The organism is Gluconobacter roseus, assembly GCF_046058915.1.
In the GTDB taxonomy this organism is placed as follows: Bacteria; Pseudomonadota; Alphaproteobacteria; order Acetobacterales; family Acetobacteraceae; genus Gluconobacter; species Gluconobacter roseus_A.
Genome location: NZ_CP175538.1, coordinates 2270706 through 2296705, shown reverse-complemented (window position 1 = coordinate 2296705; position 26000 = coordinate 2270706). Strand labels below are relative to the sequence as shown.

Annotated in this window: 23 protein-coding genes, 1 tRNA gene and 1 pseudogene; 13 read left to right on the top strand and 12 right to left on the bottom strand. The window is 61.4% G+C overall.

The window, feature by feature from the left end:
* The first annotated feature begins 15 nt into the window (after positions 1-15).
* From dapF to ftsY, 3 genes are read left to right on the top strand one after another with little or no spacing between them, the layout of a single operon-like run.
* Positions 16-789 (top strand): diaminopimelate epimerase, encoded by a 774-nt coding sequence (gene dapF, locus ACJ2A4_RS10770; protein ID WP_408872812.1) that lies wholly within the window; start codon positions 16-18, stop codon positions 787-789.
* Positions 786-1988: a MiaB/RimO family radical SAM methylthiotransferase gene (locus ACJ2A4_RS10765; protein ID WP_408872811.1), complete on the top strand. Its 1203-nt coding sequence runs from the start codon at positions 786-788 to the stop codon at positions 1986-1988. The genes dapF and ACJ2A4_RS10765 overlap by 4 nt, the downstream gene beginning before the upstream one ends.
* Before the next feature lie 60 nt (positions 1989-2048).
* A complete protein-coding gene (gene ftsY / locus ACJ2A4_RS10760) occupies positions 2049-3008 on the top strand; it encodes a signal recognition particle-docking protein FtsY (RefSeq protein WP_408872810.1) in 960 nt (319 codons plus the stop codon).
* 30 nt (positions 3009-3038) lie between these two features.
* On the opposite strand, the gene ACJ2A4_RS10755 is transcribed toward ftsY, so the two are convergent.
* The 7 genes and pseudogenes from ACJ2A4_RS10755 to argC form a co-directional block, all read right to left on the bottom strand.
* Complete coding sequence (locus ACJ2A4_RS10755; RefSeq protein WP_408872809.1) at positions 3039-3509, bottom strand: hypothetical protein; 471 nt, start codon at positions 3507-3509, stop codon at positions 3039-3041.
* 9 nt (positions 3510-3518) lie between these two features.
* Positions 3519-5489, bottom strand: a complete 1971-nt coding sequence (locus ACJ2A4_RS10750) for a hypothetical protein (RefSeq protein ID WP_408872808.1) — start codon at positions 5487-5489, stop codon at positions 3519-3521.
* Between the two features lie 89 nt (positions 5490-5578).
* Positions 5579-6868 carry an adenylosuccinate synthase gene (locus ACJ2A4_RS10745; protein ID WP_408872807.1) on the bottom strand — a complete coding sequence of 430 codons (1290 nt, stop codon included), beginning with the start codon at positions 6866-6868 and terminating at the stop codon, positions 5579-5581.
* A 54-nt stretch (positions 6869-6922) separates the two neighbouring features.
* Positions 6923-8061: pseudogene (locus tag ACJ2A4_RS10740) on the bottom strand (ATP phosphoribosyltransferase regulatory subunit).
* A complete protein-coding gene (locus ACJ2A4_RS10735) occupies positions 8058-9215 on the bottom strand; it encodes a phosphoserine transaminase (protein WP_408872806.1) in 1158 nt (385 codons plus the stop codon). The pseudogene ACJ2A4_RS10740 and the gene ACJ2A4_RS10735 overlap by 4 nt, the downstream one beginning before the upstream one ends.
* Before the next feature lie 54 nt (positions 9216-9269).
* Positions 9270-9353, bottom strand: a tRNA-Leu gene (locus tag ACJ2A4_RS10730).
* A 74-nt stretch (positions 9354-9427) separates the two neighbouring features.
* Positions 9428-10327: an N-acetyl-gamma-glutamyl-phosphate reductase gene (gene argC / locus ACJ2A4_RS10725; RefSeq protein ID WP_408872805.1), complete on the bottom strand. Its 900-nt coding sequence runs from the start codon at positions 10325-10327 to the stop codon at positions 9428-9430.
* A 172-nt stretch (positions 10328-10499) separates the two neighbouring features.
* Here argC and mazG point away from each other — a divergent pair, with 172 nt between their 5' ends.
* The 6 genes from mazG (at position 10500) to ACJ2A4_RS10695 (ending at position 17574) form a co-directional block, all read left to right on the top strand.
* The gene (mazG, locus tag ACJ2A4_RS10720; protein WP_408872804.1) at positions 10500-11282 is read left to right on the top strand and encodes a nucleoside triphosphate pyrophosphohydrolase; all 783 of its coding nucleotides are present in this window, start codon (positions 10500-10502) and stop codon (positions 11280-11282) included.
* Between the two features lie 180 nt (positions 11283-11462).
* Entirely contained in the window at positions 11463-11726 is a 264-nt protein-coding gene (locus ACJ2A4_RS10715; RefSeq protein ID WP_408872803.1) for a hypothetical protein, read from the top strand.
* Between the two features lie 128 nt (positions 11727-11854).
* Positions 11855-14275 (top strand): glucose/quinate/shikimate family membrane-bound PQQ-dependent dehydrogenase, encoded by a 2421-nt coding sequence (locus ACJ2A4_RS10710; protein WP_408872802.1) that lies wholly within the window; start codon positions 11855-11857, stop codon positions 14273-14275.
* A gap of 90 nt (positions 14276-14365) precedes the next feature.
* Positions 14366-15409, top strand: a complete 1044-nt coding sequence (queA, locus tag ACJ2A4_RS10705) for a tRNA preQ1(34) S-adenosylmethionine ribosyltransferase-isomerase QueA (protein ID WP_408872801.1) — start codon at positions 14366-14368, stop codon at positions 15407-15409.
* Between the two features lie 29 nt (positions 15410-15438).
* Positions 15439-16584: a tRNA guanosine(34) transglycosylase Tgt gene (gene tgt / locus ACJ2A4_RS10700; protein WP_408874157.1), complete on the top strand. Its 1146-nt coding sequence runs from the start codon at positions 15439-15441 to the stop codon at positions 16582-16584.
* Between the two features lie 210 nt (positions 16585-16794).
* On the top strand, positions 16795-17574 hold the full coding sequence (locus tag ACJ2A4_RS10695) for an MgtC/SapB family protein (protein WP_408872800.1): 780 nt from the start codon (positions 16795-16797) through the stop codon (positions 17572-17574).
* A gap of 12 nt (positions 17575-17586) precedes the next feature.
* Here ACJ2A4_RS10695 and ACJ2A4_RS10690 read toward each other — a convergent pair whose 3' ends face one another.
* Together ACJ2A4_RS10690 and ACJ2A4_RS10685 are read right to left on the bottom strand one after the other, a co-directional pair.
* Positions 17587-18627, bottom strand: a complete 1041-nt coding sequence (locus ACJ2A4_RS10690) for a purine nucleoside permease (protein ID WP_408874156.1) — start codon at positions 18625-18627, stop codon at positions 17587-17589.
* A 32-nt stretch (positions 18628-18659) separates the two neighbouring features.
* The gene (locus tag ACJ2A4_RS10685; RefSeq protein WP_408872799.1) at positions 18660-20198 is read right to left on the bottom strand and encodes an adenosine deaminase; all 1539 of its coding nucleotides are present in this window, start codon (positions 20196-20198) and stop codon (positions 18660-18662) included.
* Positions 20199-20365: 167 nt separating this feature from the next.
* On the opposite strand from ACJ2A4_RS10685, the gene queG reads away from it, so the two are divergent.
* Together queG and ACJ2A4_RS10675 are read left to right on the top strand one after the other, a co-directional pair.
* Positions 20366-21424: a tRNA epoxyqueuosine(34) reductase QueG gene (gene queG / locus ACJ2A4_RS10680; RefSeq protein WP_408872798.1), complete on the top strand. Its 1059-nt coding sequence runs from the start codon at positions 20366-20368 to the stop codon at positions 21422-21424.
* On the top strand, positions 21421-21651 hold the full coding sequence (locus ACJ2A4_RS10675; protein ID WP_408872797.1) for a ribbon-helix-helix domain-containing protein: 231 nt from the start codon (positions 21421-21423) through the stop codon (positions 21649-21651). The genes queG and ACJ2A4_RS10675 overlap by 4 nt, the downstream gene beginning before the upstream one ends.
* On the opposite strand, the gene ACJ2A4_RS10670 is transcribed toward ACJ2A4_RS10675, so the two are convergent.
* The gene (locus ACJ2A4_RS10670) at positions 21648-21986 is read right to left on the bottom strand and encodes a hypothetical protein (protein WP_408872796.1); all 339 of its coding nucleotides are present in this window, start codon (positions 21984-21986) and stop codon (positions 21648-21650) included. The genes ACJ2A4_RS10675 and ACJ2A4_RS10670 overlap by 4 nt on opposite strands.
* 175 nt (positions 21987-22161) lie before the next feature.
* Between ACJ2A4_RS10670 and ACJ2A4_RS10665 the strand changes: the two genes are divergently transcribed.
* Together ACJ2A4_RS10665 and ACJ2A4_RS10660 are read left to right on the top strand one after the other, a co-directional pair.
* Positions 22162-22992 (top strand): TerB family tellurite resistance protein, encoded by an 831-nt coding sequence (locus ACJ2A4_RS10665; protein ID WP_194260507.1) that lies wholly within the window; start codon positions 22162-22164, stop codon positions 22990-22992.
* Between the two features lie 74 nt (positions 22993-23066).
* Positions 23067-23219, top strand: a complete 153-nt coding sequence (locus ACJ2A4_RS10660) for a DUF3309 family protein (protein ID WP_083541187.1) — start codon at positions 23067-23069, stop codon at positions 23217-23219.
* 83 nt (positions 23220-23302) lie between these two features.
* Here the strand turns inward: ACJ2A4_RS10660 and ACJ2A4_RS10655 are convergent, their stop codons facing one another.
* Both ACJ2A4_RS10655 and ACJ2A4_RS10650 read right to left on the bottom strand, forming a co-directional pair.
* Complete coding sequence (locus ACJ2A4_RS10655) at positions 23303-24760, bottom strand: mannitol dehydrogenase family protein (RefSeq protein WP_408872795.1); 1458 nt, start codon at positions 24758-24760, stop codon at positions 23303-23305.
* A gap of 148 nt (positions 24761-24908) precedes the next feature.
* Positions 24909-25976: an FUSC family protein gene (locus tag ACJ2A4_RS10650; protein ID WP_408872794.1), complete on the bottom strand. Its 1068-nt coding sequence runs from the start codon at positions 25974-25976 to the stop codon at positions 24909-24911.
* Positions 25977-26000 lie beyond the last annotated feature (24 nt).

Sequence of the window (26000 nt, the reverse complement as noted above, 5' to 3'; positions counted from 1 at the left end):
ATGAGAGGCGCCATCATGACCCTCTCCTTCACGAAAATGCACGGTCTGGGCAACGATTTCGTCGTGATCGACGGCCGCCAGAACGATCCCGCCCTCGATACCGCGACGATCCGCCATCTGTGCGACCGGCGCTTCGGAATCGGCTGTGACCAGCTTGTCCTGCTGACAGCGCCGACGCTGGCAGGGGCAGACGTGCATGTCCGTTTCTTCAACCCGGACGGTTCGGAAGCCGGGGCCTGCGGCAATGCGTCGCGCTGCGTGGCGAAGTTCGTCGGCGGCGCTCCGACGCTCCAGACGGCCGCCGGCCTTCTCCCCACGGCACAGGATGGCGATCTCTTCACGGTCGATATGGGCAAGCCCCGGCTGGACTGGCAGGACGTGCCGCTGTCCCGCGCCTGTGACACGCTACATCTGCCGCTGCATGATGCGGCAGCCTGCTCGATGGGCAATCCACACGCCACGCTGTTCGGCGACGCCTCCCGCGCGGAGGCGCTGGGACCAGGCCTCGAACGGGAGCCTCTGTTTCCAGAACGCGCCAATATCGGTTTCGCGCAGATCCTCTCCCCGACGCATATGCGTCTGCGCGTCTGGGAGCGTGGCGCAGGACTGACGCTCGCCTGCGGGTCGGGGGCCTGTGCGGCGGTCGTAAATGCCGTCCGCCGCGGCCTGACGGAACGGACCTGCACGGTCGCGATGGATGGCGGAGACCTGCGTATTACATGGCGCGAAGACGAACATGTTCTCATGACAGGCCCCGCCGTCACGGTCTTCCACGGGACAACCGCGTGAGCGCCTCTGTTCTGACATTCGGCTGCCGCCTCAACGCCCATGAGAGCGACGGCATGGCCCATCACGCGCGCGGGCAGGACGACACGATCATCGTCAATACCTGCGCCGTGACGACCACGGCCGAACGACAGGCCCGGCAGGCCATCCGGCGCGCGCATCGCGAGAATCCGGACGCAAAGATCGTCGTGACGGGCTGTGCCTCCGATATCGCCCCTGACCGCTGGGCCGCGCTGCCGGGCGTTGTCCGCGTTGTGCCCAACGAAGACAAGCTCAAACCCGCCATCTGGGGGGACACCAGCACGGGTCTGCCGCCATCCCGTCACGCGCGCGCCCTCCTTCAGGTCCAGCAGGGCTGCGATCACCGCTGCACTTTCTGCATCATTCCGTATGGCCGCGGAGATTCCCGCTCTACCCCTGTTGAAGACGCCATCGCGCGCGCCGAAGCGCTTGTCGAAGCCGGGCATCAGGAAATCGTCCTGACCGGTGTGGACATTGCCTCATGGCAAGGGGCCGAGGGCAAGGGACTGGGCGCGTTGTGTCGGGAACTTCTGCGCCGTGTGGACGGCGTGCGGCGGCTGCGCCTGTCTTCCATCGACCCTGTCCTTCTCGATGCACAAACCGGGGACGCAGATTTGTGGTGGCTTCTGGAAAACGAGCCCCGCCTGATGCCGCATCTGCACCTGTCCCTGCAGGCTGGCTCGGATCTCATTCTCAAGCGCATGAAGCGCCGCCATGATACGGCCGGGGTCGCAGCAACATTACACCGTGTCCGGTCCATACGCCCGGAGACAGGCGTTGGTGCCGATCTGATCGCGGGCTTTCCCACGGAAACGAATGCCCTGTTCGAAGAGACCCGCGCCTTTATCGAAGAGCAGCAAATCCCCTTCCTGCATGTTTTCCCTTACAGCGAACGCCCCGGAACGCCCGCCGCCCGCATGCCGGCCGTCCCCAATGCCGAACGTCAGAAACGCGCAGCCTGTCTGCGCGACATCGGCGAGGCAAACCGTGACCGTTTCCTGCAGCGCCTCATCGGCACCGAGTTCGATATTCTGGCCGAGACACCGGATCGCGGCCACTCGCCGGAATTTGCCGCCGTGCGCCTGACCGGAACCGCGCCTGCGCCAGTCCGGGGCAGTTTCGTACCCGTTCGCGCCACGGGGCTGGAAAACGGGACACTTCTGGCCGAAATCCGCAGCTGAAACGCGTTCAGATCTTCCTATGCCCTTGACGTTCGGCCCGACCTGTCCGAACTCCCATGCATGGCTGGATTTTTCTCACGACTCAAACAGGGTCTTTCGCGGTCGAGTTCGCGTCTCGGCGCCGTCTTTACGCATCGCAAGCTGGATGAAACAGCTCTTGAAGAGCTCGAGGACGAGCTGATCGCAGCCGATCTCGGACCGGCCGTGGCCGAGCGCGTCATCGAGAACTTCCGCAGCACGCGCTTTGGCAAGGACGTCACCAGCGACGAAATCCGCGAGACCCTCGCAACCGAAATCGCCCGCGTCCTGGAACCCGTTGCCATTCCCTTCGAGCCCGACCCGAAGAAAAAACCCCATGTCGTGCTGGTTGTCGGCGTCAATGGCGTCGGCAAGACCACGACAATCGGCAAGATGGCCCGCCATTACACGGAAGAAGGCAAATCCGTGATGCTGGTAGCCGGAGACACGTTCCGTGCCGCTGCCGTTGAACAGCTTGAAGTCTGGGGCAAGCGCGCCAACGTGCCTGTCATTGCTGGCAAGCATGGCGCCGATGCTGCGGGTCTGGCCTATGACGGTCTCAAGCGCGCAACCGAAGCCGGAACCGACCTGCTCCTGATCGACACTGCCGGGCGCCTGCACAATAAGGGCGCGCTAATGGAGGAGCTGGCCAAGATCATCCGCGTCATGCGAAAGTTCGACGAAACAGCACCCCACTCCGTCCTCTTAGTGCTAGACGCAACGACCGGTCAGAACGCCATCGAACAGGTCCGTGTCTTCCGTGAACTGGTGAATGTGACAGGTCTGATCGTGACCAAACTAGACGGCTCTGCGCGTGGCGGCATCGTCGTGGCGCTGGCGGAACAGTTCAAACTGCCCGTCCACATGGTTGGTGTCGGCGAACAGGCCGAAGACCTGCGCCCGTTCTCGGCTCAGGAATATGCAAAGGGTCTGGTTGGAGGCTCCAACGACCTTGCCTCCAGATTGATGGAAAGCTCAGCGGAAGATACGGCTTCCGAGTAAGGTGCACTCTCCTGCCGGTCTGCGGAGTTTTCAGCTGGCAGGAGGATCTTCGTCCGCAGTCATCCACTCGCCCTGAAGATAGGCGATGCGTTTTTCAATGGATTTACGCTCGCGCCTCGCAACTTCCGTATTCCAGAGTCTGCCGCCAATGGCCGAGGCTTCCGCAACAAGCCAGGCCGCCCCTGCCGCAAGCCAGTCAAGCGCCAGGGTGACGGGCTGCGTGATCTGCGCGATACAGGTCTCCCAGTCCCCGTTTGCGGCCCAGGCTTCATGCAGGGGATGGACCATGGCAGCCCCCACATAAAACAAAACGATCATGATGCGCTGGCCATCCGCATTGGGATCAACAAGCCGCAGGGCCACCAGCGGCAATAGCAGCACGCCCGCGACCAGCAGGCTCCCCGGAACATAGGAGAGCAGCAACCCGATGATGATCCCGTGCCACCAGCGAAAGCCCGGAGCACGAAGCGATCCCTGTTCTGCCTGCCTAACGGATGCCATGGGTTTTCCTCACCGACAGAACTCCAGCCAGATACTTGCCATCGCGACAGCGATACCCGTCAGAAGTGAGAAAAATTCTCCAGAATTGCGCGCTTCACGATCGGCGGCGGCTTTTCTTTCGGGAGCTTCGTCAAGAACGCGCATCAGATTGCTGATTTCAGCTTCTGCGTCCTGAGCCTGCCGCTGGTCCAGCCGAAGGCCGGTCGGGTCGTTGACGGTCGCAAGAAACGTTCCCAGATTTCCGTCTTCCGCCGCCTTGCCAAGCCTTACGCGTCGCCGGGCGCGAGAGGTCTTGCTGCGCCACTGGCGGAGTTCCATCTCCAGCAGGGGCAATGCCCGCTGCGCCAGAAAGCTGAGCGGTGTCCTGTCGAATTTCCTCTGTACGGCCGCAAGCAGAGTCAGATCCGCAAGCCAGGGCGGCAGGCCGGCTTTCTGCGACTGCGAAAGGGGAATGATCCCCTGCCGTGCACAGTTCGCTTCAAGAAAAGAGCGCATCTGGTCATCCAGAAAGCCGCTCCGCCCCAGTATATCATCCGGCAGGTCTTCGACGCCGACATGCCGGTTCAGCCACTGCAGCAGCCCTTCGGGCAGGGAAATCCGCTCGTTCAGACATTTTTTCGAAAGACATGGAAGAAAGCTGTTCATGTCATAGGGGAATCGTCTGACCAGTTCGCCCCCCTTTCCGCCCATCCGTCGTGCTGCCACGGATAGTGTCGTAATCTGCTGCCCCTGACGCTGGGGCAGATGCGCCCACATGAACGCATCCGGATTTCCCGACATGAAGCTCAGGATATTGCGCACCATCCGCTCATCATCCGGAATGACGGGTTGCACCGTTGCCTGAGCCAGCATCTGGGGCAGTGCTTCGGGCCAGAACCACAAGCCGCCCCAGAACATCGGCGCGCCGGGATCAAGAACGGAAATCGCATGCGTGATGACCATCGTGGCCGGATCGACTGCCTTGTTTCCGGCGGCCGGAAGGAACGAGGCGCTGGCCTGTTCGATCAGGCTCGCCATCACAGAGAATTCGAGTTCGCGATGCAACCAGTTGCTGATGACCTTCCTCTGCAGCAGTCCTGAAAACTCTGCGGGATGTCGCCCTGCATACCAGGCCAGAGCCTGCGGCGTATAAACGGCATTCCCACCAATCATGAGCGGAACGCGCGCCGGCACAACCGGACGAACCGTAAAAACTTTACTGGGTGCAATCGTGACCAGATCACGTGGGGAAGGACGGCTGACCGGATCATCGGACAGCATTGCCGTCAGAACCGAACGCAGGCCGACAGGCACGCTGTGGCCGTCCATATAGGCCGCAGGAGTGCCGACTTCGAAGCGTCGCTTGAGAATGTCCGCGTCGGACAGACCTTCAAGGGGGAGCTTCCCGATGGCCAACGCCAGGATGATGACACCCAGCGAAAAGATGTCATCGTCAATCGTGCCCTCGCCCCGCGCAGACGGGCGGCAGACGGCTGAAGACAGAGGTTCGAAAAGAACAGGCTGTTTTTCAGCCGGCGCGCTTACGCCTAATGGTCCGAGAACGACCTTGTGCAGTCCCTGACCGACAAACAGGTTGTCAGGCCGGATACTGCGGCAGGTCAGTTTTGCCGCTTCCAGATGCTGAAGAAGCGAGGCGAGCGGACGGATGACACCGTCGATCAACTGGCTTTCTGTCCAGAGGCCGAGAAATTCCGCAAGCGAAGGACCGGGAGGGTGGGGACAGAGCAGCCAGAGAGCGCCCTGGGCATATTCATGGGTATGGATCGGGATCACGCTTTCATGGCGAAAGAACATGATCTCCGAAAGACGGGCAGACGGCGCGAAAGGCGCAAGGCCAAGATAGGACGTTCCGGTTGCCGTCGTATCCTGCGCGCCATAAGTCGCGCAGCCGCCCAGATCAGGCTGTTTCCGGTCCAGGCTGATCAGATACCGCTCGGCAATGAGCAGTTCCTGGCTGTTATCTGCCTGCGTGTCGGCCATCGAAATCCCGTTGTTTCCCTGTCCGGTCTTTTGTGCCGGACAGGGATTGAGACTTCGTTAATGCAGGAACCGATTCCAGAGCTGAAAAATCAGTCCTCGAACGGATCACGCATCAGGATGGTGTCATCGCGTTCCGGGCTGGTGGAGAGCAGCGTTACCGGGGCTTCAATCAGTTCCTCGATGCGACGGACATACTTGATAGCTTGTGCCGGAAGCTCGGCCCAGGAACGGGCGCCTGCGGTCGTTTCTTTCCAGCCCGGCATCGTCTCGTAAACCGGCTTGACGCGGGCCTGTGCACCCGGAGCGGATGGGAAGGTCTCGATCTTCTGACCATCCAGCTCATAACCGACACAGATGGAGATTTCGTCCAGACCATCCAGAACGTCGAGCTTCGTCAGGGCGATGCCACTGACGCCACCGACGCGGACAGCGCGACGGATCAGAACCGCGTCGAACCAGCCGCAGCGACGCGGACGACCGGTAACGGTGCCGAATTCATGACCACGCTCGCCAAGGGTGCGGCCAGTCTGGTCGTGCAGTTCGGTCGGGAACGGTCCCTCGCCCACGCGGGTCGTGTAGGCCTTGGCGATCCCGAGTACGAAGCCAACGGAAGACGGGCTGACACCGCTGCCCGAAGCTGCCACGGCTGCAACCGTATTGGAGCTCGTGACGAACGGATAGGTGCCGTGATCGACATCCAGCATGACGGCCTGCGCACCTTCGAACAGGATGCGGCGACCGGCACGGCGGGCTTCATCCAGACGATCCCAGACCTGACAGGAGAACGGCAGCAGACGCGGCGTGATCTCGGCCAGGAAGTCCTTGAGCTGCTCCTTGGTGAAGGTCTCGGCACCCAGGCCAGCAAGCAGCGTGTTGTGATGCAGGAGCAGTTCGTCCAGCTTCCAGTCCAGCGTCTCGGGTTCGGCCAGATCGCAGATGCGGATAGCGCGGCGGGCCACCTTGTCTTCATAGGCCGGGCCGATGCCGCGACCGGTCGTGCCGATCTTGTGGCCGCCACGGGCGGCTTCACGCGCCCGGTCGAGAGCGCCATGCACCGGCAGGATCAGCGGCGCGTTCTCGGCGATCCACAGCGTCTCGGGGGTGACAACAAGACCCTGTGCCGTCACGCGGTCGATCTCGGTCATCAGGGCCTTCGGGTCCACGACAACACCATTGCCGATCACGCCGATCTTGCCGCGAACCAGTCCGGACGGCAGCAGGGACAGCTTGTAGACCTGATCGCCCACGACCAGCGTGTGACCGGCGTTGTGACCACCCTGAAAGCGGACAACGATATCGGCGCGGCTGGCGAGCCAGTCGACGATCTTGCCTTTACCCTCGTCCCCCCACTGGGTTCCGATCACGGTGACGTTGGACATGAGCTGACTTCCTAGAACTGACGAGACTGGGGAAAAACGAAAAGAAACGGTGGGTCAGAGCGGCTGGGCCGCACCATCCTTCCAGAGATGGGTGCAGCGCAGATGCCGCGCCTGAGCGGCCGCGTCTTCGTCGTGCGACAAAGCAGAGACCGTGGCGTAACCGGCCTTATGCAGACCGGACAGGCTGGCTGCATCGAGATCAACCGGAACGTAGCAGCGCGGACGCGACGCAGACACCGGAGCCGCGCGCAGAAGAGCCTGCGGACGAAGCGTCAGACCACAGGCAGGCTCCTGCCCGGCCAGATAGCGACCACCTCTTCCCAGTTCCTCACGCGAACTGGTCGAGAACACCGTCACACATAGTCCGGTATGATAGCGCCACCCACGGAAATCGACGGGATCAATCGTCAGACGCAGATCGGGGCTGCGCTCGCGGATTGCGGCCACGGATGCCGCCAGACGCTCGAAATGCCCAACGACGTCCTTGGGGTAATCCAGCGAAGCCAGCAGATCCAGCGCACGGTCGGCTGGTCCCGCCGCCCGCAGCATGACCGCCAGCATCCCGGCAATCGGGCCACCAAGCTCGGCCACGGCGCTGGCATCCTTGCGATCCAGTGCATGCAGCAGCGGTTCACGATCGGCTTCGGGAATGACGCCTTCGATCAGGCCCAGCGCCAGAGCGGGCATGGACAGATCGAACGAGACGCCTTCAATTCCGAGTTCCGCGAGAGCCTTGGCTCCGAGGGCAATGACTTCCGCATCGGCCTGCGCGCTGTCAGGACCAATCAGTTCGATCCCGGCCTGCGAAACCTGACGATCAGCTTCGCGGCCCGGCGTGCCGACAACGATGCAGCTTCCTGAATAGGACAGGCGCAGCGGGCGCGGCGCGTCCTGAAGGCGGATGCTCGCAATGCGGGCGATCTGCGTCGTCATGTCAGGACGCAGCGCCATCATGCGATGCGAATTCGGATCCATCAGACGGAAAGTCTGGGGGGCGAGGGATTCCCCGATCCACCAAGCAGCGACGTCTCGAATTCCAGCAGGGGCGGACGGACACGCTGATAGCCGTGACGGGAAAAGGCTTCCATCACGCTCGCGATGCCACGGGCTTCCGCTTCGGCTTCCCCGGGGAGAAGATCGGCAAAACCAGACGGCAGAAGCGCGGCGCTGGGCGTCTCGGAATACAGGCTCATGCCGAAAACTCCGCACGGGTCTGCTCATGCGCCCAGTCCAGCCAGGGCAGCAGCGCTTCGATATCGGCCGTCTCGACCGTGGCACCGCCCCAGATCCGCAGCCCGGCTGGAGCATCACGGTAGGATGCGAGATCGTAACCCGCGCCTTCCTTCGCCACGAGGCCCGTCAGATGCTTGACGGCCTTGCCCTTCGCTTCAGCGGACAGGCCTTCAAACCAGGGGGCCGTGATTTTCAGGCAGATTGACGTGCTGGAACGCGTCTCTTCCTTGGCAGACAGGAAGGACACCCAGTCCGCCGTTGCAATCCACTTTGTCACGACAGCCAGATTCTGCTGTGACCGGGCCTTCAGAGCGGTCAGACCGCCAATCTGCTCGGCCCAGCGCAGACCGTCCAGCGCGTCCTCGACGCAGAGCATGGACGGCGTATTGATCGTATCGCCTTCGAAGATGGCTTCGATTAGGCCCTTCTTGTTGGCCAGACGGAAAATCTTGGGCAGCGGACGCGGTGATGGCTGGGCCAGACGGGCGGCGGCACGCGGGCTCAGCGCCACCATGCCATGCGCAGCCTCGCCACCCAGCGCCTTTTGCCAGGACCAGGTCACGATATCGAGCCGGTCCCACGGCAGATCCATCGCAAAGGCCGCGGAGGTTGCATCGCAGATGACGAGGCCTTCGTGTTCGGCCGGAATGGCGTTGGCATCCGGGATGCAGACGCCCGAGGTCGTGCCGTTCCATGTCAGGACGACATCGCGGGTCCAGTCCACCTTCGTCAGGTCCGGCAGTTCGCCATAGGGAACGTCCAGAACCCGCAGATCCTCGATTTTCAGGACGTCGCGCAGGTCCTGCGCCCAGGTTCCGGAAAAGCTTTCGAAGGACAGGACATCAATTCCGCGCTCACCGGCGAGCGCCCACAGGATCATTTCCACGGCCCCGGTATCGGAAGCCGGGACAATGCCGACGCGCCAGTCCGACGGAATGCCGAGCACGTCTTTCGAGCGGGTAATGACTTCCCGGAGGCGCGCGCGACCTTCCGGCGCACGATGCGAACGGCCCAGCAACGCCTGATCCAGGCCGGATAACGACCATCCGGGACGCTTGGCGCAGGGACCTGAGGAAAAGAACGGGCGGGAGGGTTTGACAGTCGGCTTGGACATGCTCGTTCCGGGCTGATCGGTCCTGAGGTCATTCCGGCAGGAAATGACCGCTCATGGTGCGAGAGAGGGGATTCGAACCCCTATGCCTTTCGGCGGTCGATTTTGAGCCGACTGCGTCTACCGTTCCGCCACTCTCGCGCGGGCGGCCCGAACCCTAATGCATTCCCTGCAAAAGTGCCAGAGTGCAAAATCCGGGCCTTAAAATGCAGGCTTTAAAGCCCCAGCATCAGAAGCAGGTTCTGGATCGCAGCGCCCGAGGCCCCCTTCCCCAGGTTGTCCAGCCGCGCGGTCAGAACGACCTGCTCGCCATTATGATGAACGCGCAGTTCCATATCGTCCGTATTGGCAAGGGTGTCAGCCTCAAGCCGGGTTTCGGCCAGGACAACGCGCACATGGGCGCATCCGTCGTAAGCGTCCTGCAGCACGGCTTCGAGTTCCGCGGCCGAGGGCTGCCCTGGCAGGTCCTTCAGATGCAGCGGGATGGAAACGATCATGCCCTGCGGAAAATGCCCGACCGACGGTACGAACAGCGGTTGGCGCGTCAGGCCCGAATAGTGCCGGATCTCCGGCAGATGCTTGTGCTTGAGGTTCAGCCCATACAGGAAGAAAGCCGGACCGCCGTTCTTCTCGTGCTCCTCGATCGCCACGCGCCCGGCCCCGCTATAGCCGGAGACGGCGTTGATCGAGATGGGATGATCGGCCGGGAGCAGCCCCGCCCGGACGAGCGGACGCATCAGGGCAATGGCACCGGTTGGGTAGCAGCCGGGATTGGCCACAAACCGCGCACCCTTGATGGCAGCCGCCTGTTCCGCGTCCATTTCCGGAAAACCATAGACCCAGCCATCTGCAATCCGGTGCGCGGTGCTGGCATCCAGAATCCTGACATCCAGCCCCTCCGCCAGCGTGACCGTTTCCCGGGCTGCATCATCCGGCAGGCACAGAATAGCGACATCGGCCTGCTCAAGCATGGAGCGGCGGGCCGCAATATCCTTGCGCAGCGCTGGGTCGATGGACAGGATTTCCAAGCCATAAGACGCTGGAAGCGCCTCAATACGCTGGCGGATGCCCAGACCTGTCGTGCCTGCTTCCCCATCAATGAAAATGCGTGCCATGCGCCATCCACCCTGTCTGCAAATCCGTTCCGCCCCGGCAGATGCCTGAAACGTCCGGCAGTCGTTTTACGTCGGGAATGTCATGCTGTCACCCACAGGCCCTTCCCGGAGCTTTCATCCATGCAGCCACACGGGTATGAACCTTGCAGCACGATAACAGCAGGATGTTTCCATGACCCAGCCCTCCCCCCGGCAGATCGATCGCCTGCTGGATGTCATGAAGCGCCTGCGTGACCCTAAGAGCGGCTGCCCCTGGGACGTGGAACAGACCCCGGTCACGATTGCGCCGTTCGCGATCGAGGAAGCCTACGAGGTCATGGACGCCATTGCCCGTGACGACCGCGAGGCCATCCCTGACGAACTGGGCGATCTGCTGCTTCAGGTCGTCTTTCAGGCCCAGATGGCCTCAGAAGCCGGGCATTTCGATTTCGAGACCGTTGCGGGCATGATTGCCGACAAGCTCGTGCGCCGTCACCCGCATGTTTTTGGTGATGCAGCCATGGATGACGACATATGGGAGCGGGAAAAGGAAGTCGAGCGCCAGCGCAAGGCGGAATATGGCACGCTGGCGGGTGTCGCCCTACCCCTTCCCGCCCTGATGCGCGCCGCCAAGCTGACACGCCGCGCGGCCCGCGTGGGCTTCGACTGGGACGATGCCACCGGCATTCTCGACAAGGTCCATGAAGAAATCGACGAACTGAAAGCCGAAATTGGCGGAGACCATGACCGGATCGAGGATGAACTGGGCGATGTTCTCTTCACGGTCGCAAGCCTTGCCCGCAAACTGGATATCGACCCTGAAGCTGCCCTGCGTCGCAGCAACGACAAGTTCACCCGTCGGTTTGAGGCCATGGAAACCATGCTGGCCGAGAAGGGACAGACCATGTCCGACCAGGACCTTCCGACGATGGAGGCCCTCTGGCAGGCCGCGAAGAAGCTGCCCGGTATGAAATGAGGCCCGGATTTTCGGTACGAGCACCTATTATGAATGTAACAGGCGCTCAATCCTCAATGTAACAGCTGTGCGGTTCATGACCCTGTACAATCCGTATCACTCGGTTACATAGACCCTTATCCTTTATTAACCTTCTGACCCGAAAATGACTTCGTTCCTATCCCACGGAGTCTTTTCCTCATGACAAGCATTTCCTCCATTGGCTCGTCCGCCATGAGCAGCCTTTACAGTTCGGGCAGCGCGTCGTCTTCCAGCTCGTCTTTGTCATCGAGCAGCACGTCCTCCACGCAGGAAACCACCACAACCAAGACGAATGCCGATGGCTCCACGACGACCATCGTCGAAGACGCTCAGGGCAACATCATTTCCGAGACAACGTCAGGCGGTTCCTCAAATTCAGGTTCCAGCCGCGACACGAGCCACCTGCTCAGCGTCTCCGCCTGATTTCGTGCCGCGGGCAGCCGGTCCTGTTCAATGCTGCCCAACTGCAATCCTGCACTTTTATTTTAAAGAAACCCCGTTCTGACGCTGCGCTTTAGATCCTTCAGATCCATTCCGAAGGAAAAACATCCATGGCGCCGTCTTCCGCCCGGCCGTTATTGCAGACCCTGACCGGTATTGGTCTCGCCATACTGGGGCTGGCCCTCTTCCTGCCGGGACTGCGGCTCATCGCACTGGGTGGTTCATTCTATTATGCCGTGGCCGGTCTGCTCATGATCCTGTCCGGCATCATGCTGACCATGGGGCGGCGTTCCGGTCTGGCACTCTATGCCGCCCTTCTGGCCTATACCCTGATCTGGGCGCTATGGCGTGTCGGGCTTGATGGCTGGCGGCTCATTCCGCCCCTCGCCCTTCCTGCTGGGATCGGTCTGTGGGTTTTCGGCCCCTGGGTCGGCGGACGGATGATGGACAGCCGGAGCCATGTCCGGGTCAACAGAACCGTGCTGGGTGGCATGGGAAGCTGTCTGGCGCTGTTTGTCTTCATATTCGCCTGTGGCTGGTACATCACGGGCCAGCGCTACCAGCAGTTCAATCCTTTCCCCGGATCAACAGGAGCGAGCCTGTCCGGAAGTGACCAGATGGCCGCCAATGACTGGCAGTTCCATGACGGCACACCGGCCGGAGACCGTTTTGCAGCCCCGACGCAGATCAACGCACAGAACGCCCATAACCTGAAAGTCGCCTGGGTCTATCACAGTGGCGATCTTCCCCGATCCGGCGAGAACTCCCGTGGCCGCGAGTTCAGTTTCGAAGCCACGCCCATCAAGATCGGCAACCGTCTGTTCTTCTGCACGCCGCATCGTGACGTTGTGGCGCTGGATGCCACGACCGGCAAGGAGGTCTGGCACTACCGGCCCGGTGGCGAATTTGGCGCGAATATCTATCAGGCCTGCCGTGGCGTTTCCTATGCTGACATTCCGGGAGCCACGGACTGCACCCATCGCATCATTTCAACGGATTCCGGTTCCCCGCCGACGCTTTTCGCGCTGGATGCCGAGACCGGGCAGCTCTGTCACAGCTTCGGGCATGATGGGAAGATCGACCTCCGCGATGGCATGGGCGCTATTCCGCCGGGTTTCCATTTCATCACGTCTCCGCCCATGGTCCTGCATAACCGGATCGTCACGAGCGGCTGGGTCTATGATGACCAGTCCGTTGATGAGCCCTCCGGTGTCATCCGCGCCTTCGATGCCACGACCGGACAGCTCGCATGGGCCTGGGACATGGGCCGCGTTCCGGCCAACAGCCCGCTCGGCCCCAACGAGACCTTCACGCGCGGAACTCCGAATGGCTGGGGCGTCTATACGGCTGATGCCGGGCTGAACATGGTCTATGTGCCGCTCGGCATTGCCACGCCGGATTATTATGGGGTCAAGCGGCGTCCGTTTGACGAGAAATACGACACGTCTCTCGTTGCGCTGGACCTGACAACCGGCGAAGAGCGGTGGCATTTCCAGGCCGTGCATCATGATCTGTGGGATTTCGATCTTCCTGTCGGTCCGTCGCTGGTCGATCTGCCGGATGCCAGCGGCACGCTCACCCCGGCCCTCGTCCAGACCACGAAACAGGGCGAACTCTTCGTTCTGGATCGCCGGACGGGCCAGCCGTTCTACCGCGTGCAGGAAAAACATGTTCCGGGTGGAGATATTCCCAATGAACGCTATTCCCCGACCCAGCCCTATTCAGTGGACATGCCGAACCTGCGTCGCCCCGATTTGACAGAAGACGATCTGTGGGGCGCCACACCGTTCGACCAGCTCGCCTGCCGGATTGCCTTTCATTCCATGCGTTTCAAGGGCCTCTACACACCGCCCAGCGAGCAGGGCACGATCGGCTTCCCCGCCTTCGATGGCGTGGCGGACTGGTATGGCGGGACGATCGATCCGACGCATGGCGTCATGTATATCAACACGACGTTCATCCCGTTCCTCATGACGCTCGTGCCGCATGACAGGGCCGTGCAGGAAGGTCTGTTCAAACCCTGGCATAGCTGGAACCAGCCCTATCCGGAGCCGGTTTTCACCAACAACCCGCAACATGGCCTTCCCTATGCCGCCGTCATCAAGCCCTGGCTTGGACTGTTTGGGGCCCCATGCCTTGCGCCGCCCTGGGGCAAGATGCAGGCGATCGATCTTGTTCATCGCCGGCTCATCTGGGAGCGCGCACTCGGCACCACGAAGAATGTCGGGCCGACGAACATGCTACGGATGCCGGTTGGCCTTCCCACCAGCATTTTCTCCATGGGCGGCAGTGTGACGACGCCCAACGGACTCGTTTTCATGGGCGCGCTGGCGGATCAGAGCTTCCATGTTCTGGACGGGCATGACGGGCACACCCTGTTCAGAACCGAGCTTGATGCTGGCGGCAACGCCACGCCCATGACGTATATGGGCGAGGACGGCAGGCAGTATGTCGTGCTGGCCGTGGGCGGACATGGCGGGCTGAAAACCCGGAACAGCGACGAGGTGGTGGCCTTCGCGTTGCCGAAATAAGCCCGAAAAGGCATTTTTCATCCAAAAAGATGCGCCGGGCCTGCGGGTCCGGCGTTTTCATGTGGGCTGAACCTGCTAGAGAGCATCCCCATGACGGATGATCTCGCCCCATTCGACTTCGAACTCCCGCGCGACCACATCGCGACAGAGCCTGCCCGCCCGCGTGACAGTGCAACGCTGCTGCATGTCCGGCCCGGTCTGCCGCCCGATCCACACGTGATCCGCGACCTGCCGGATTTCCTGCGTGAAGGGGATCTGCTGATTGTCAATAATACGGCCGTTATTCGGGCCCAGCTTGCCGCCACACGTGGCGAGGCGAAGATCGGCCTGACGCTCGACCGCATTCTGGCAGACGGAAGCTGGCATGCTCTGGCACGCAATTCGCGCAAGCTGAAGCCGCAGGATATCCTGCATTTCGGTGACGATCCGGTCACGGCCACCGTGATCGAGAACGAAGGCGACGGCGCGGTCAGCATCCGCTTCTCGGTCGAGGGAGACGAGTTCGACGCCTTCCTCGAACGGGTCGGCGCGCTGGCTCTGCCGCCTTATATCGAGCGCCCTTTTGGCCCGACGAAGCAGGATGATGCGGATTACCGCACCATTTTCTCGCAGTATCGCGGCGCCGTGGCCGCTCCGACGGCCGGCCTGCATTTCACGCCTGAAGTGCTAGCCGCACTGGACGCAAAGGGCATCCAGCGCCGGACACTGACGCTGCATGTTGGCGCGGGCACATTCCTGCCTGTCCGCTCCACCATCGCCGAGCACAAGATGCACGCGGAATGGGGTGAGATCGACGCCGAAACCGCGGCCGCCATTAATGAGACCCGTGCGCGTGGCGGCCGGATCGTGGCTGTCGGCACCACGTCCCTGCGCCTGCTGGAAAGTGCGGCCCGTGATGACGGCACTGTTGCCCCATGGCGTGGCGAGACCTCCATTTTCATCAAACCTGGCTACCGCTTCAAGGCGGTGGACGTGCTGATGACCAACTTCCATCTGCCGCGTTCGACGCTGTTCATGCTCGTCTGCGCGTTCAGCGGCACCGAGACCATGCGTGAGGCCTATGCCTACGCCATCGCCAACGGATTGCGGTTCTATTCGTATGGCGATGCCTGCCTGCTGGAGCGCGCCCCATGAGCGATCACAAGACCGATCACGCCACCAAAATGACCTGGGTGCCCGAAGCAACCTGCGGCATGGCGCGCGCAGGCCACCTGCATACCCGCCACGGCACGGTCCCGACCCCGACCTTCATGCCGGTTGGTACGGTCGGCACGGTCAAGGGTATGACGATGGATGCCGTGCGCTCCACGGGGGCCGGCATCGTTCTGGGCAACACCTATCATCTCATGCTGCGTCCGACGGCGGACCGCGTGCAGAAGCTGGGCGGCCTGCACAAAATGATGGACTGGTCCGGACCGATCCTGACCGATTCCGGCGGGTTTCAGGTCATGTCGCTCGGAGCACTACGCAAGCTCGACGAAGACGGCGTGACGTTCCGCTCACACATCGACGGCAGCAAGCATCGCCTGACGCCGGAAATCTCGACCGACATCCAGTTCAAGCTCGACGCGACCATTACCATGGCGTTCGATGAGTGCCCTGCACTCCCCGCCACTCCGGAAGTTCTGCGCAAATCCATGGAAATGTCCATGCGCTGGGCCGCCCGCTCCCGCGAGGCTTTCGTGGCGCGTGAGGGATACGGACAGTTCGGCATCGTGCAGGGCGGGACCGAGCGGGACTTACGCGAATATTCCATCAAGGCCCTGACCGATATCGGCTTTGAAAGCTATGCGATCGGCGGTTTGGCCGTGGGCGAAGGTCAGGAACTGATGTTCTCGACGCTGGACTTCACCACGCCGATGCTGCCGCAGGACAAGGCACGGTATCTGATGGGCGTCGGCACACCGGACGATCTTCTGGGCGCCGTCATGCGCGGCGTGGACATGTTCAACTGCGTAATGCCCTCACGCGCCGGGCGAACGGCCCGCGCCTATACCGAGCGCGGCACGATCAACCTGCGCAACGCCCGTTTCGCTGACGATACCCGTCCGCTGACGCCGCATGACGACACACCCGTCGCCGGACGTTACAGCCGCGCCTATCTGCACCATCTGTTCCGCGCCAACGAGATGCTCGGCCCGATGCTGCTGACCTGGCACAACCTGGCCTATTACCAGCGCCTGATGCGCCAGATCCGCGCCGCCATCGTGGACGGCACGCTCGACGCTTTAGCCGTGAAACTGCGAGAGGACTGGGCCAAGGGCGACTGGACCGAGGACGAATGGCCAATGCCGGATCTGGCTCTGTAAGCTGGGGCTTTGCCCCAGACCCCACAAAGGGACGCGGTCCCTTTGATCCTGATTCATGAATTGGGGTGAAGGGGTCAAGACCCCTTCCGGGTGCAGGGCAGAGCCCTGCAATACGGCCCATCGCGCTCCGCCTTAAGGCCTTATCCCGACAAACTGTCACAACATTCCCGTGCCCGCCTGCGTTAACCTCGCAGGAGGAGCAGACACGGCATGCACAATCTCATCACGCTGACGGCTCAGGGACTGGTGGGCGAAGGACGGCTTCAGCTTGAAGAGCTAGCGCTCGCATTCGTTCTGTCCTCCCTTGTGGGGCTGGAACGTGAGATCCGGCAGAAAAGTGCGGGTCTGCGGACGCATACGCTGGTCGGGGTTTCCGCTGCCCTGTTCATGCTGATTTCCAAATACGGCTTCATGGACGTCATTGATGCCGGGCGGATCGTGCTGGATCCGTCCCGTGTGGCTGCGCAGATCGTCTCGGGGATCGGCTTCATCGGGGGTGGCGTGATTTTCATGCGCCGCGATGCCGTGCGGGGCCTGACAACGGCCGCGGCCATCTGGTTCACGGCGGCTCTGGGGATGGCCTGTGGTGCAGGACTGCCCATTCTCGCCATTGCCACGACAGCCGCCCATTTCATCGTCATGGTGCTGTTTCCAAAACTGCTGAAACAGCTTCCCCGCTTGGGAGAACAGTCAACCGAGCTGACGATTTCCTATGAGGACAGCCGCGGGCTGCTTCGGACCATTCTGGTGAGCTGTACGGAACTGCGCTTCGCCATTGATGGCGTGCGCCTCGAAGAGGAAAACCGGAGCGCTGAACAGATTCTGGACGAAGCGGACCGTGAAGGGACAGATCCCGCCTCGCCACGTCCGCGCCTCGTGATGCTGACCATGCTGGTGCATGGTAATCGGCCCGTTTCCCATCTCATTACGGGACTGGGCGCGATTGATGGTGTTCACGAGGTCAGGAAGATCGATCCTGACCATGACTGAACACCATCGTGTTTACCGGGCCGTCGGCAGCGCCTTTTCATACTGGTCCCAGTGCGTCGCCAGTTCCTTTACGACCACACTTCCCACCGTATAGGCTGCATCGACCGACGCTTGGAATCCCGAGAAGCCGGTCTCGTGCGCTTCATCCGAAAGAAGCTGCGCGGCGCTCTGACCCGGTGGCTGCATGTCGAAATTGCTAGCTGTCCGCAGGATCAGCGCGCGTTTCGGATCAACGCGCCCCGCCTTCCCCTGAAGCGCCAGCGCCTGACAGAACGCGACGTCTTCTTCAGCCGTCGTCGCCATGACGCCCTGCCCGTCCGTCCAGTATTTCACCCAGCGTTCGGCCCACTGGTTCATTTTCGCACCAACCCAAAAGGTCTCGCCTGAAATCGTGTCGCCAAGCTGGACGGAAGGCGGCTTCTGGGCTGCGGCAAAGCCGGTGTAGCGCAGGCGAGACGCCTTCAAGCCAGCATTATCCGGCAGGGCAATGTCCTTCGTCAGACCATAGGCCCACTGCACCAGCGCCGGATCGAGCGTGTATTCCATATCCCCCATGCCGGAATGTAAGGCGGGACGAGGCTTTTCATCCGGCGTGCTGCCCTGCACAGGCGTGAAGCCATCCGGCCAGGACGCAGGGATTTCGCGCGGATCAATCAGGTGCGACAGGCCACCATTAATGACGCGCGGCGCCCAGACGGCCGAGCCGATCGTGCCAAAATTCGGATCGATCCCGCCAATCCCCGCCAGCACGAAATAGGCGTGGCGCAGATCAAAACGCGGGTCGAGCACGAGGGCCGTAATGGCGGATGCCATGTGCTCCGGTCCCTCACCGCTCGCGATCCCCAGAACATGCAGGTCCGGATTGTAATGCATCACGTCATGATCGGTGCCGGATGCCGGGATCGTTTTCTGCAGTGGCAGTTTTTCGATCCAGTTCTGATATTCGCCAGCCGTGTCCCCCGTGTCCTTGCCAATCTCGAAAGTTGTGACGACAACAACACGCACGGGGATCGGCGCGTGAGCCGAGGCCGAACCGAGGGCACAGAGGGACAGGAGCGCGGTCCCGAAAACGGTTGAGACAGATTTCACCGGTAAAGTCCCTCATGTGTGACAGTGGCTTCAAACGTGCCGAACCGCTGTTCGAGCGCCCATTGCAGACGGGCTTTCTCGCTGGCTTTCAGGAAAGTCGTGCAGGTGCCGGATGCGAAGGGCAGCGTGCGGCAGGCGGACACGAACTGTCCCGATTGATGATCGGACCACAGGCTTTCCCCCGGCACGAACGCATATTCCAGCCCGGTACGGGACAGGGTTTTCAGATCGGCATAAGACAGGTCATAGGTCTGGGCCGCGCGGACATATTCCTGCGTCAAATCCCCACGCGAAACCCCCTCGTCATCCGTGGAAAGCGCCATGGGCACGCCAGCCCGGCGATAAAGCCCGAACGGATGGGCCGCGCCTTTGATGCCGAGGATCTCGTCATTGCTGGTCAGGTTGACTTCCACCATCACATGACGTCGCGCCATTTCAGCCAGAAGTGACGCTGGATCGTCCTCAAGTGCTACGTCCACGCCATGCCCGATCCGGCTGGCTCCTGCCACGTCAATGGCTGCTCGTATGTGGTGTCGCAGACCGTCCGTGGGGACGAGACCGGTTGTCAGTTCGCCAGCATGCAGGCTCAGTTTCACGCCCGGATAAACACCGTTCAGGAAATGGAACATCCGCATGTGCAGGTCATAATCGCGCATGGCCGTTGGATCGTCTTCGGGGGCCACGATGTTCAGCCCGACGAAGCGCGGATCGGCTTTTACGGTCGCATATCCGGCGTCAAGCTGCGCATAGACGGCCTGCGGCGGTAATGTACGCAGGGTCTGGAACAGGTAGCGCACCCTCACGGCACATCCCGGGTGCGCCTGTAGCGTTCCACATTTCAGGACGTCTTTCGCCTGCGCTTCCATCTGGTCAGTTCCAGTGCGGGCCTTCTGCACGAGGGCCGGGATTTCCGGGACAAGTGCCTGATGCGCGGCAGGCAGGTCATCGCCCTTCAGAGGATGATGAAACCCGGCCCCAATCATCGGGCCAATACCAGGCGAGATCATCAGCTCCAGATAGGTCACATGGTCTCGCGCCGCACGGTCACGCGCTTCGGCCAGCATATCGCCCGAATGCGCATCATCGATGGAGCCAAACCGGGCGAATGTCGCGAAGAAATGGTCATGCCCGGAAGCATCGCCAGGAGCGGGCACGAAATCCCGCATGGACAGCGCATCAATCAGGACATTCTCTGCATCCGCGTGATGCGACAGTTCGGCGGCAGGAAGCTCGCCGTCTCCCGGATGCGTGCAGGCGTGGTCGAGGATGCGTTTTTCCTTCAGCGACATGCACAGATTGTCTCTGGCTGCCCAGTCCAGCATGTTTTCGGCGTAGACCGCGCCGACCAGATGATTGTGCAGATCCGCGCCTTTCGGAAAGGCGCGCAGAAACATGTTCAGCCGGACGGGATCATTCCGAACATGACTATAGACTTCAGAAACGGATGATGTGGCGGCATGGGCGCCGGAAACTGGCAGAAGAGTTGCAGCACCCAGAACAAGACAGGGCAAACTGCGAAGGAAAGAATGTCGCATGGCCAGACGATGCCGCCCTGCCCCGGGCGTGGCAAGCCATTTTCATATCGTGACAAATCCTGTCTGCCTGAGTGTCTGAAACCACTGGAAATGCTGGTCCGTTCCGGAACCCGATGGCATAACCCGACCCTGCCACCACCTATTCACCGGAGAGGACTGTTCCTTTCATGTCCGCTTCTGCCAGATCCGACATAGCGATCGAAAACCGGATTGCGAACCATGCCCGCCATCTGGGTTTCGATGCGGTCGGGTTCTGCAGGGCTGAACTTGGGCCGGATGTGGCAAAGGGTCTGCGCGAGTTTGTCGCACAGGGTCATCACGGGACGATGGAGTGGATGGAAACGCGTCTTGAGGAGCGCGCCCATCCGAAAGCCCTGTGGCCCGAAGTCCGGAGCGTGATTTCACTCGGCCTGTCCTATGCTCCCGCTGAAGGACCAACGACCGATCCTGAATGCGGCAATATTTCCGTCTATGCCCGCAACCGCGACTATCACGACGTCATCAAGGGCATGCTCAAGCATCTGGCGCAGTTCGTCGTGAAGCTGGGCGGCCCGGAGACGCAGGTGAAGGTCTTCGTCGATACAGCCCCCGTCTCGGAACGCCCGCTGGCGGAGAAAGCGCATCTTGGCTGGACGGGCAAACACACATGCCTCGTCTCGCGCAAGCATGGGTCATGGCTGCTTCTGGGTGAGATCTACACCACGCTGGAACTGGAGCCATCCGGGCCCACGGGCGGAAGCTGCGGCTCATGCACGCGTTGCCTGACCGCCTGCCCGACAGAGGCCTTCACCGGCCCCGGAAAGATGGATGCGCGGCGCTGCATCTCCTATCTGACGATCGAGCATAAAGGCCCGATCCCGCATGAGCTGCGTCCAAAAATCGGCAATCACATCTATGGCTGCGATGACTGTCTGGCCGTCTGTCCGTGGAACCGCTTTGCGAAAAGCGCGCGGCACATCAAACTTCAGGCCCGGCCGGAACTGATTGCCCCAAAACTCGACGAACTGGTCCGGCTGGATGATGCGTCCTTCCGGACGTTCTTTTCCGGCTCACCGGTCAAGCGGATCGGACGTAACCGGTTCGTGCGCAATGTCCTGATCGCCATCGGCAATTCCGCTGATCCATCGCTCGTTCCTGCGGCACGGGACCTGCTGACAGACCCCGACCCGGATGTTTCCGAAACAGCGCAATGGGCCATAAACCGCCTTGAGGACCTGTCCGCATGAGCGATCTGATCAAGCGCAGCCTGTCCCTGTCAGGCCACCGCACTTCGGTTGCGCTGGAACCCGAGTTCTGGGCGGTTCTGGACACGATGGCCGCAACGCGCCAGCAGAGCTTTGCTTCACTGGTGGCGTCTCTGGATGCCACGCGGGACCCTGAGCGTCCCCTGGCTTCGGCCCTGCGGGTCGCGGCCCTGATGCATCTTCAGAAAAGCATCAGAGCTTCGGATTAATTTGCGACGCCATTGTCTGGCAGACCCAGCCAGTCCGGGTGTTTGCGCTCGATCCAGCGCAGGACACGCCCCTGAATGTGACGGAAGAACGGAATGTCCTGCGAGAGCAGCATCACACCGATTGGCAACATCCACAGCCCCAGAACCGGCAGGATCGACAGAACGCCTCCCAGCATGAACAGGACGCCAGCCGGAATCCGCACCCATTTCCGGTCCGGTTCCCGCAACCAGTTCAGCACTTTCTGCAGACGCTCGGGCAGGCGCTGGATGAGCAGATCCATCAGTTCATCATCGGTACGGGGCGTGGAAGCAGAAGGCGTGATTTGCGAAGGCATGAAAATATCCGTCATGAAAACTGTCTGATGAACCTGCGATACAAAAGCATGAAACAGTCATCAGTTTGCAATTCCCATACTTTATCACATGCGATGCTGCATGATTTGCGTATCAGGAGGTCTGTCTGTCCGATCTGTCATTTGCCGCTGTTGGCGGGCGTGCTAGATTGAGGACATGGCTATCTGGGGCAAGATGTTCGGTGGTGTCGCGGGCTTCGCGGTTGGTGGTCCTTTCGGAGCACTGATGGGCGCAGCGCTGGGGCATGCCGCCGATAACGGATCACTTCTCAATCCGTCCACAGGTGGATGGAGCGAGCGCTTTCCCGCGCGCGGCAGACCCGATCCCAACAGCGCGGCCTTTTTCGGCGCGGCGAAGATCGCGGCAGCTCTTGGCAAGCGTGACCAGCTTTACGCCATCGGACTCGTCGCCCTGTGCGCGAAAATGGCAAAGATCGACGGGCCGGTGAACCGGCAGGAAATCAACGCTTTCAAGACCTGCTTCCAGTTCCCGCCCGATAACGTCAAGGAAGTCGGCATGCTGTTCGATCGCGCCCGCGACCGGACGGATGATTTCGAGATGTATGCCCGCGAGATGGGCAAAGCCTATGCCGACAATACGGCACCACTTGAAAATCTGATGACGGCGCTGTTCCGCATTGCCCGCGCCGATGCCGGGCCGAGCCGTGAACTGCATCCAAAGGAGACCGATTTCCTCAAGCGTGTGCACCGGGCTTTCGGCCTGCCACCGGGTGCCTGGGACCGGGCGGAGAGCGGGAACAGCCGCGCCGCCAGTACGGGTGAGCCCGATGCCTATCGCATTCTGGGTATCACCCGCAGCGCGACTGACACGGAGATCCGCATCCGCTGGCGGACGCTGATCCGTGAACATCATCCGGACGTGCTGGCGCAGAAACCCATGTCGGAAGCCGAGCGCCGCCGCGCGCAGGACCGGGTGGCCCGCATCAATGCCGCCTGGGACCGGATCAAGCGCGACCGGCAGCTTTGACCTCACACACTCCTGCGGAAACTTTCTGACATCTGGAAGCGTAGAACAGTCTCAACCGGCAAGAGAGATATGCCATGGGACTGATTCTTCTTGTGATCCTGATCCTCCTGCTGATCGGTGCGCTGCCGTCCTGGCCGTACAGTTCAAACTGGGGCTACTACCCGTCCGGCGGCCTTGGCCTGATTGTGGTCATCGTCGTGATCCTTGTCCTGATGGGACAGATCTGAGCCACCACCCACAGATGTTTTCATAAAAAACACCGCGCCCCTCACAGGACGCGGTGTTTTTTCATGTGCCGGTTAAGACGTGATCAGGCCGGAATGGCAGCCTTCACACCCTTCTCACGGATCACCTTGCGCAGTGCGATGACCTTCTGATCCAGCTCTGACGTATCCAGATCGCGCCAGCCGTCAAATGCGGGCAGCTTCAGCGCACTTTCATAATCGTCAGCTTTGGCCAGCTTTTTCTCGGCCTCACCATAGGTCGGCTCGGACGACTCATAGGTTTCGCCCTTTTCATTGCGACCCCGGAGCATTTCCAGATAGGACGCAATTCCGAATGCAATCCGGGACAGGTCCCGCTTGCCTTCGATCGCCCGGCGTACGGTTTCCGTCCAGAACACCTGAACCTTGGAGCAGCCATCGCTTGCGATACGCAGCGTCTGATCGGACATCGCCTTGTTGGAAAAGCGGCTGATGACGCTGTCCCGGTAGCCCTCAAGCGTCATGCCCGGAGGGGCCTTCAGCGTCGGGATGACGTCCTTGTTGAGATAGTTTTTCAGGTTCCCCAACAGGTCCTTGTCCTCGATCGCTTCATCCACGTTCTCGTAACCGACCAGAATACCCGGGAAGCAGAGCGTGATGTGCCCGGCATTGAGCATCCGGATCTTCACGTGCTCCCAGTCCGTCACGTCGTCCACGAGTTGCACGCCAGCCTTTTCCAGCGGCGGGCGTCCGTTGGCGAACCGGTCTTCAAGAACCCACTGATGGAAATCCTCGGCCACTAGCGGCAGGTCATCATCCAGCCCGCTGGCCGCGTTCAGCTTCTTCGCGATTTCAGGAGAGACAGTCGGCGTGATGCGATCGACCATGCCGTTCGGGAAGGTCGCATTTTCCTCGATCCATTTCGCCAGTTCCGGATCGCGGGCCTTCGCGTAGCCCAGGAATGCCTTGCGGGCGACATTGCCATTATGGCGCAGATTGTCGCAGGACATGACCGTAAAGGCCTTCCCGCCTGCGTCCCGGCGACGGCGCAGGCCCTCGACGACATAACCGAACACGGTCGACGGCTTTTCCGGGTTCTGGAGGTCAGCCTTTACTGCCGCGTTTTCCAGATCGAATGCGCCGGTCGTCTCATTGATATTGTAGCCGCCTTCCGTAATCGTCATGGAAACGATGCGGATGGCCGGATCAGTCAGATGCTTCAGCACGGCTTCCGGATCAGCCGGAGCCAGCAGATAATCGCGCAGCGCGCCCATGACGCGCACCGTGCTTTTGCCGGACGGGGCTGTTTCGGTCAGGGAATACAGGCAGTCCTGCTTTTTGAACTCTTCGGCTTTCTTCTTCGAGTGGTCGCTGTTGGTCAGGCCGACACCCACGATCGCCCAGTCTGGCGCGTGCTTGAGGATGTGCTCGACATAGAACGCTTCATGCGCCCGGAAAAAGTTGCCCACGCCAAAATGCACGATCCCCGGCTTGATCCCGTCGATGTCATAGGGGGGAGCCTGGACATTGGAAGGAAGAGACTTGAGGGTTTCGCGCGTAATCATGGAATTCTCCGTGGTTTCGGGCCGGTCTCTGACGGGGACCGACAAGGCCGGGCATGTGCCATCATAGCCCCGGAACAACGTAAAAGCCGAATGACGGTTTCAACAGCGACCTGTCCGCGTCCCTGACAATGGCCTTGGAACGGCCGTGTCAGAGCCCTTTTACGGCGCTGGCGTCCTCACGCATGATGACGCCCACGGCCCGCCCCAGATCCTCGCGGAACAGGGACATTACAAAGCGCATTTCCGGCCGGGTCTGCTCTTCCAGACGGGGCAGAAGCTCCAGGATCTCCTCGTCTTCCGACTTCTGTTCATGCTGGTTCTGCTTCATGCGCAGCTGCTCTTCACAACTATGTGCCAGCGCACGAAGGGCATGGCTGAGTCCTTTGTAGAGCGGGAGCAGGCCCGTATTTCCAGCCGCACGTCCTGTTGCGATGGCGCGCGCCACCAGCATTGTATCATTCAGCAGGCGCCGCATGAGCCGCGGCAGGGCGGCCAAGACCGGATCGCGCTTTTCCAGTTCCTTCAGACGCTCACGCCGTGCTTCGGTTACGGCATCTTCAAGCTCAGTCAGCAGCGCCACGCAGTCATCGTTCTGACGTTCGATCGCCGTCCATCCGGTGTCCTGGTCAAGCGCGCTTTTGAGAAGCTGGTCCATGCGCCGCAGCAGACGCGCGGCCGTATGGAAAGCCTGTTTGCGCGCACTGCTGTGCAGGATGAAGAACGACACTACGATCGACACCGCCACACCGACCACGATAGCCAGAAGCCGCGTGATCATGGGCAGGAACGGACTGCCCTGACTGGGAAACAGATACACGATCATCAGCGTGATGCAGGCAAAACGTAGCGTCGGCTGGATGGCTGTGAGAAAAACCAGCGGCGCCAGCATGAGCCAGAACGGAACCCAGCGCAGGCCTGTCGTGATTTCCAGCACAACAGCGCAGACACCCGCCAGCGCGCCAATCAGCGTACCGCTGATCTGGTCCCGCGCCGTTGTCATGGTCTGGCTGATGCTGGACTGCGTGACGATCAGGGCTGTCACCAGCGCCCAGATCGTTTCCTGCAGATGCATGAGGGAGCCAACGATCCACGCAACCACCACCGACACCAGAACGCGGATGGTCTGGCGTGTGGCGGGGCGCATTACTTCGCGCCATCTGCTGTTTCGGGGCGGCACGGACAGCCATTTCCGGCTCAGACGTGTCAGAAAGTTCATGGCAGGTTTCAGCGCAAGGGAGCG

Excerpts from the sequence above, each read along its gene's own strand:
- ACJ2A4_RS10710 (WP_408872802.1), top strand. The coding sequence starts at position 11,855 with ATGGCGCCGTCTTCCGCCCGGCCGTTATTGCAGACCCTGACCGGTATT.
- mazG (WP_408872804.1), top strand. The coding sequence starts at position 10,500 with ATGACCCAGCCCTCCCCCCGGCAGATCGATCGCCTGCTGGATGTCATG.
- dapF (WP_408872812.1), top strand. The coding sequence starts at position 16 with ATGACCCTCTCCTTCACGAAAATGCACGGTCTGGGCAACGATTTCGTC.
- ACJ2A4_RS10670 (WP_408872796.1), bottom strand. The coding sequence starts at position 21,986 with ATGCCTTCGCAAATCACGCCTTCTGCTTCCACGCCCCGTACCGATGAT.
- ACJ2A4_RS10655 (WP_408872795.1), bottom strand. The coding sequence starts at position 24,760 with ATGATTACGCGCGAAACCCTCAAGTCTCTTCCTTCCAATGTCCAGGCT.
- argC (WP_408872805.1), bottom strand. The coding sequence starts at position 10,327 with ATGGCACGCATTTTCATTGATGGGGAAGCAGGCACGACAGGTCTGGGC.
- queG (WP_408872798.1), top strand. The coding sequence starts at position 20,366 with ATGTCCGCTTCTGCCAGATCCGACATAGCGATCGAAAACCGGATTGCG.
- ACJ2A4_RS10755 (WP_408872809.1), bottom strand. The coding sequence starts at position 3,509 with ATGGCATCCGTTAGGCAGGCAGAACAGGGATCGCTTCGTGCTCCGGGC.
- ACJ2A4_RS10650 (WP_408872794.1), bottom strand. The coding sequence starts at position 25,976 with ATGAACTTTCTGACACGTCTGAGCCGGAAATGGCTGTCCGTGCCGCCC.
- ACJ2A4_RS10660 (WP_083541187.1), top strand. The coding sequence starts at position 23,067 with ATGGGACTGATTCTTCTTGTGATCCTGATCCTCCTGCTGATCGGTGCG.
- ACJ2A4_RS10685 (WP_408872799.1), bottom strand. The coding sequence starts at position 20,198 with ATGCGACATTCTTTCCTTCGCAGTTTGCCCTGTCTTGTTCTGGGTGCT.
- ACJ2A4_RS10695 (WP_408872800.1), top strand. The coding sequence starts at position 16,795 with ATGCACAATCTCATCACGCTGACGGCTCAGGGACTGGTGGGCGAAGGA.
- ACJ2A4_RS10745 (WP_408872807.1), bottom strand. The coding sequence starts at position 6,868 with ATGTCCAACGTCACCGTGATCGGAACCCAGTGGGGGGACGAGGGTAAA.
- ftsY (WP_408872810.1), top strand. The coding sequence starts at position 2,049 with ATGGCTGGATTTTTCTCACGACTCAAACAGGGTCTTTCGCGGTCGAGT.
- ACJ2A4_RS10750 (WP_408872808.1), bottom strand. The coding sequence starts at position 5,489 with ATGGCCGACACGCAGGCAGATAACAGCCAGGAACTGCTCATTGCCGAG.
- ACJ2A4_RS10665 (WP_194260507.1), top strand. The coding sequence starts at position 22,162 with ATGGCTATCTGGGGCAAGATGTTCGGTGGTGTCGCGGGCTTCGCGGTT.
- ACJ2A4_RS10675 (WP_408872797.1), top strand. The coding sequence starts at position 21,421 with ATGAGCGATCTGATCAAGCGCAGCCTGTCCCTGTCAGGCCACCGCACT.
- queA (WP_408872801.1), top strand. The coding sequence starts at position 14,366 with ATGACGGATGATCTCGCCCCATTCGACTTCGAACTCCCGCGCGACCAC.
- ACJ2A4_RS10735 (WP_408872806.1), bottom strand. The coding sequence starts at position 9,215 with ATGTCCAAGCCGACTGTCAAACCCTCCCGCCCGTTCTTTTCCTCAGGT.
- ACJ2A4_RS10715 (WP_408872803.1), top strand. The coding sequence starts at position 11,463 with ATGACAAGCATTTCCTCCATTGGCTCGTCCGCCATGAGCAGCCTTTAC.
- tgt (WP_408874157.1), top strand. The coding sequence starts at position 15,439 with ATGACCTGGGTGCCCGAAGCAACCTGCGGCATGGCGCGCGCAGGCCAC.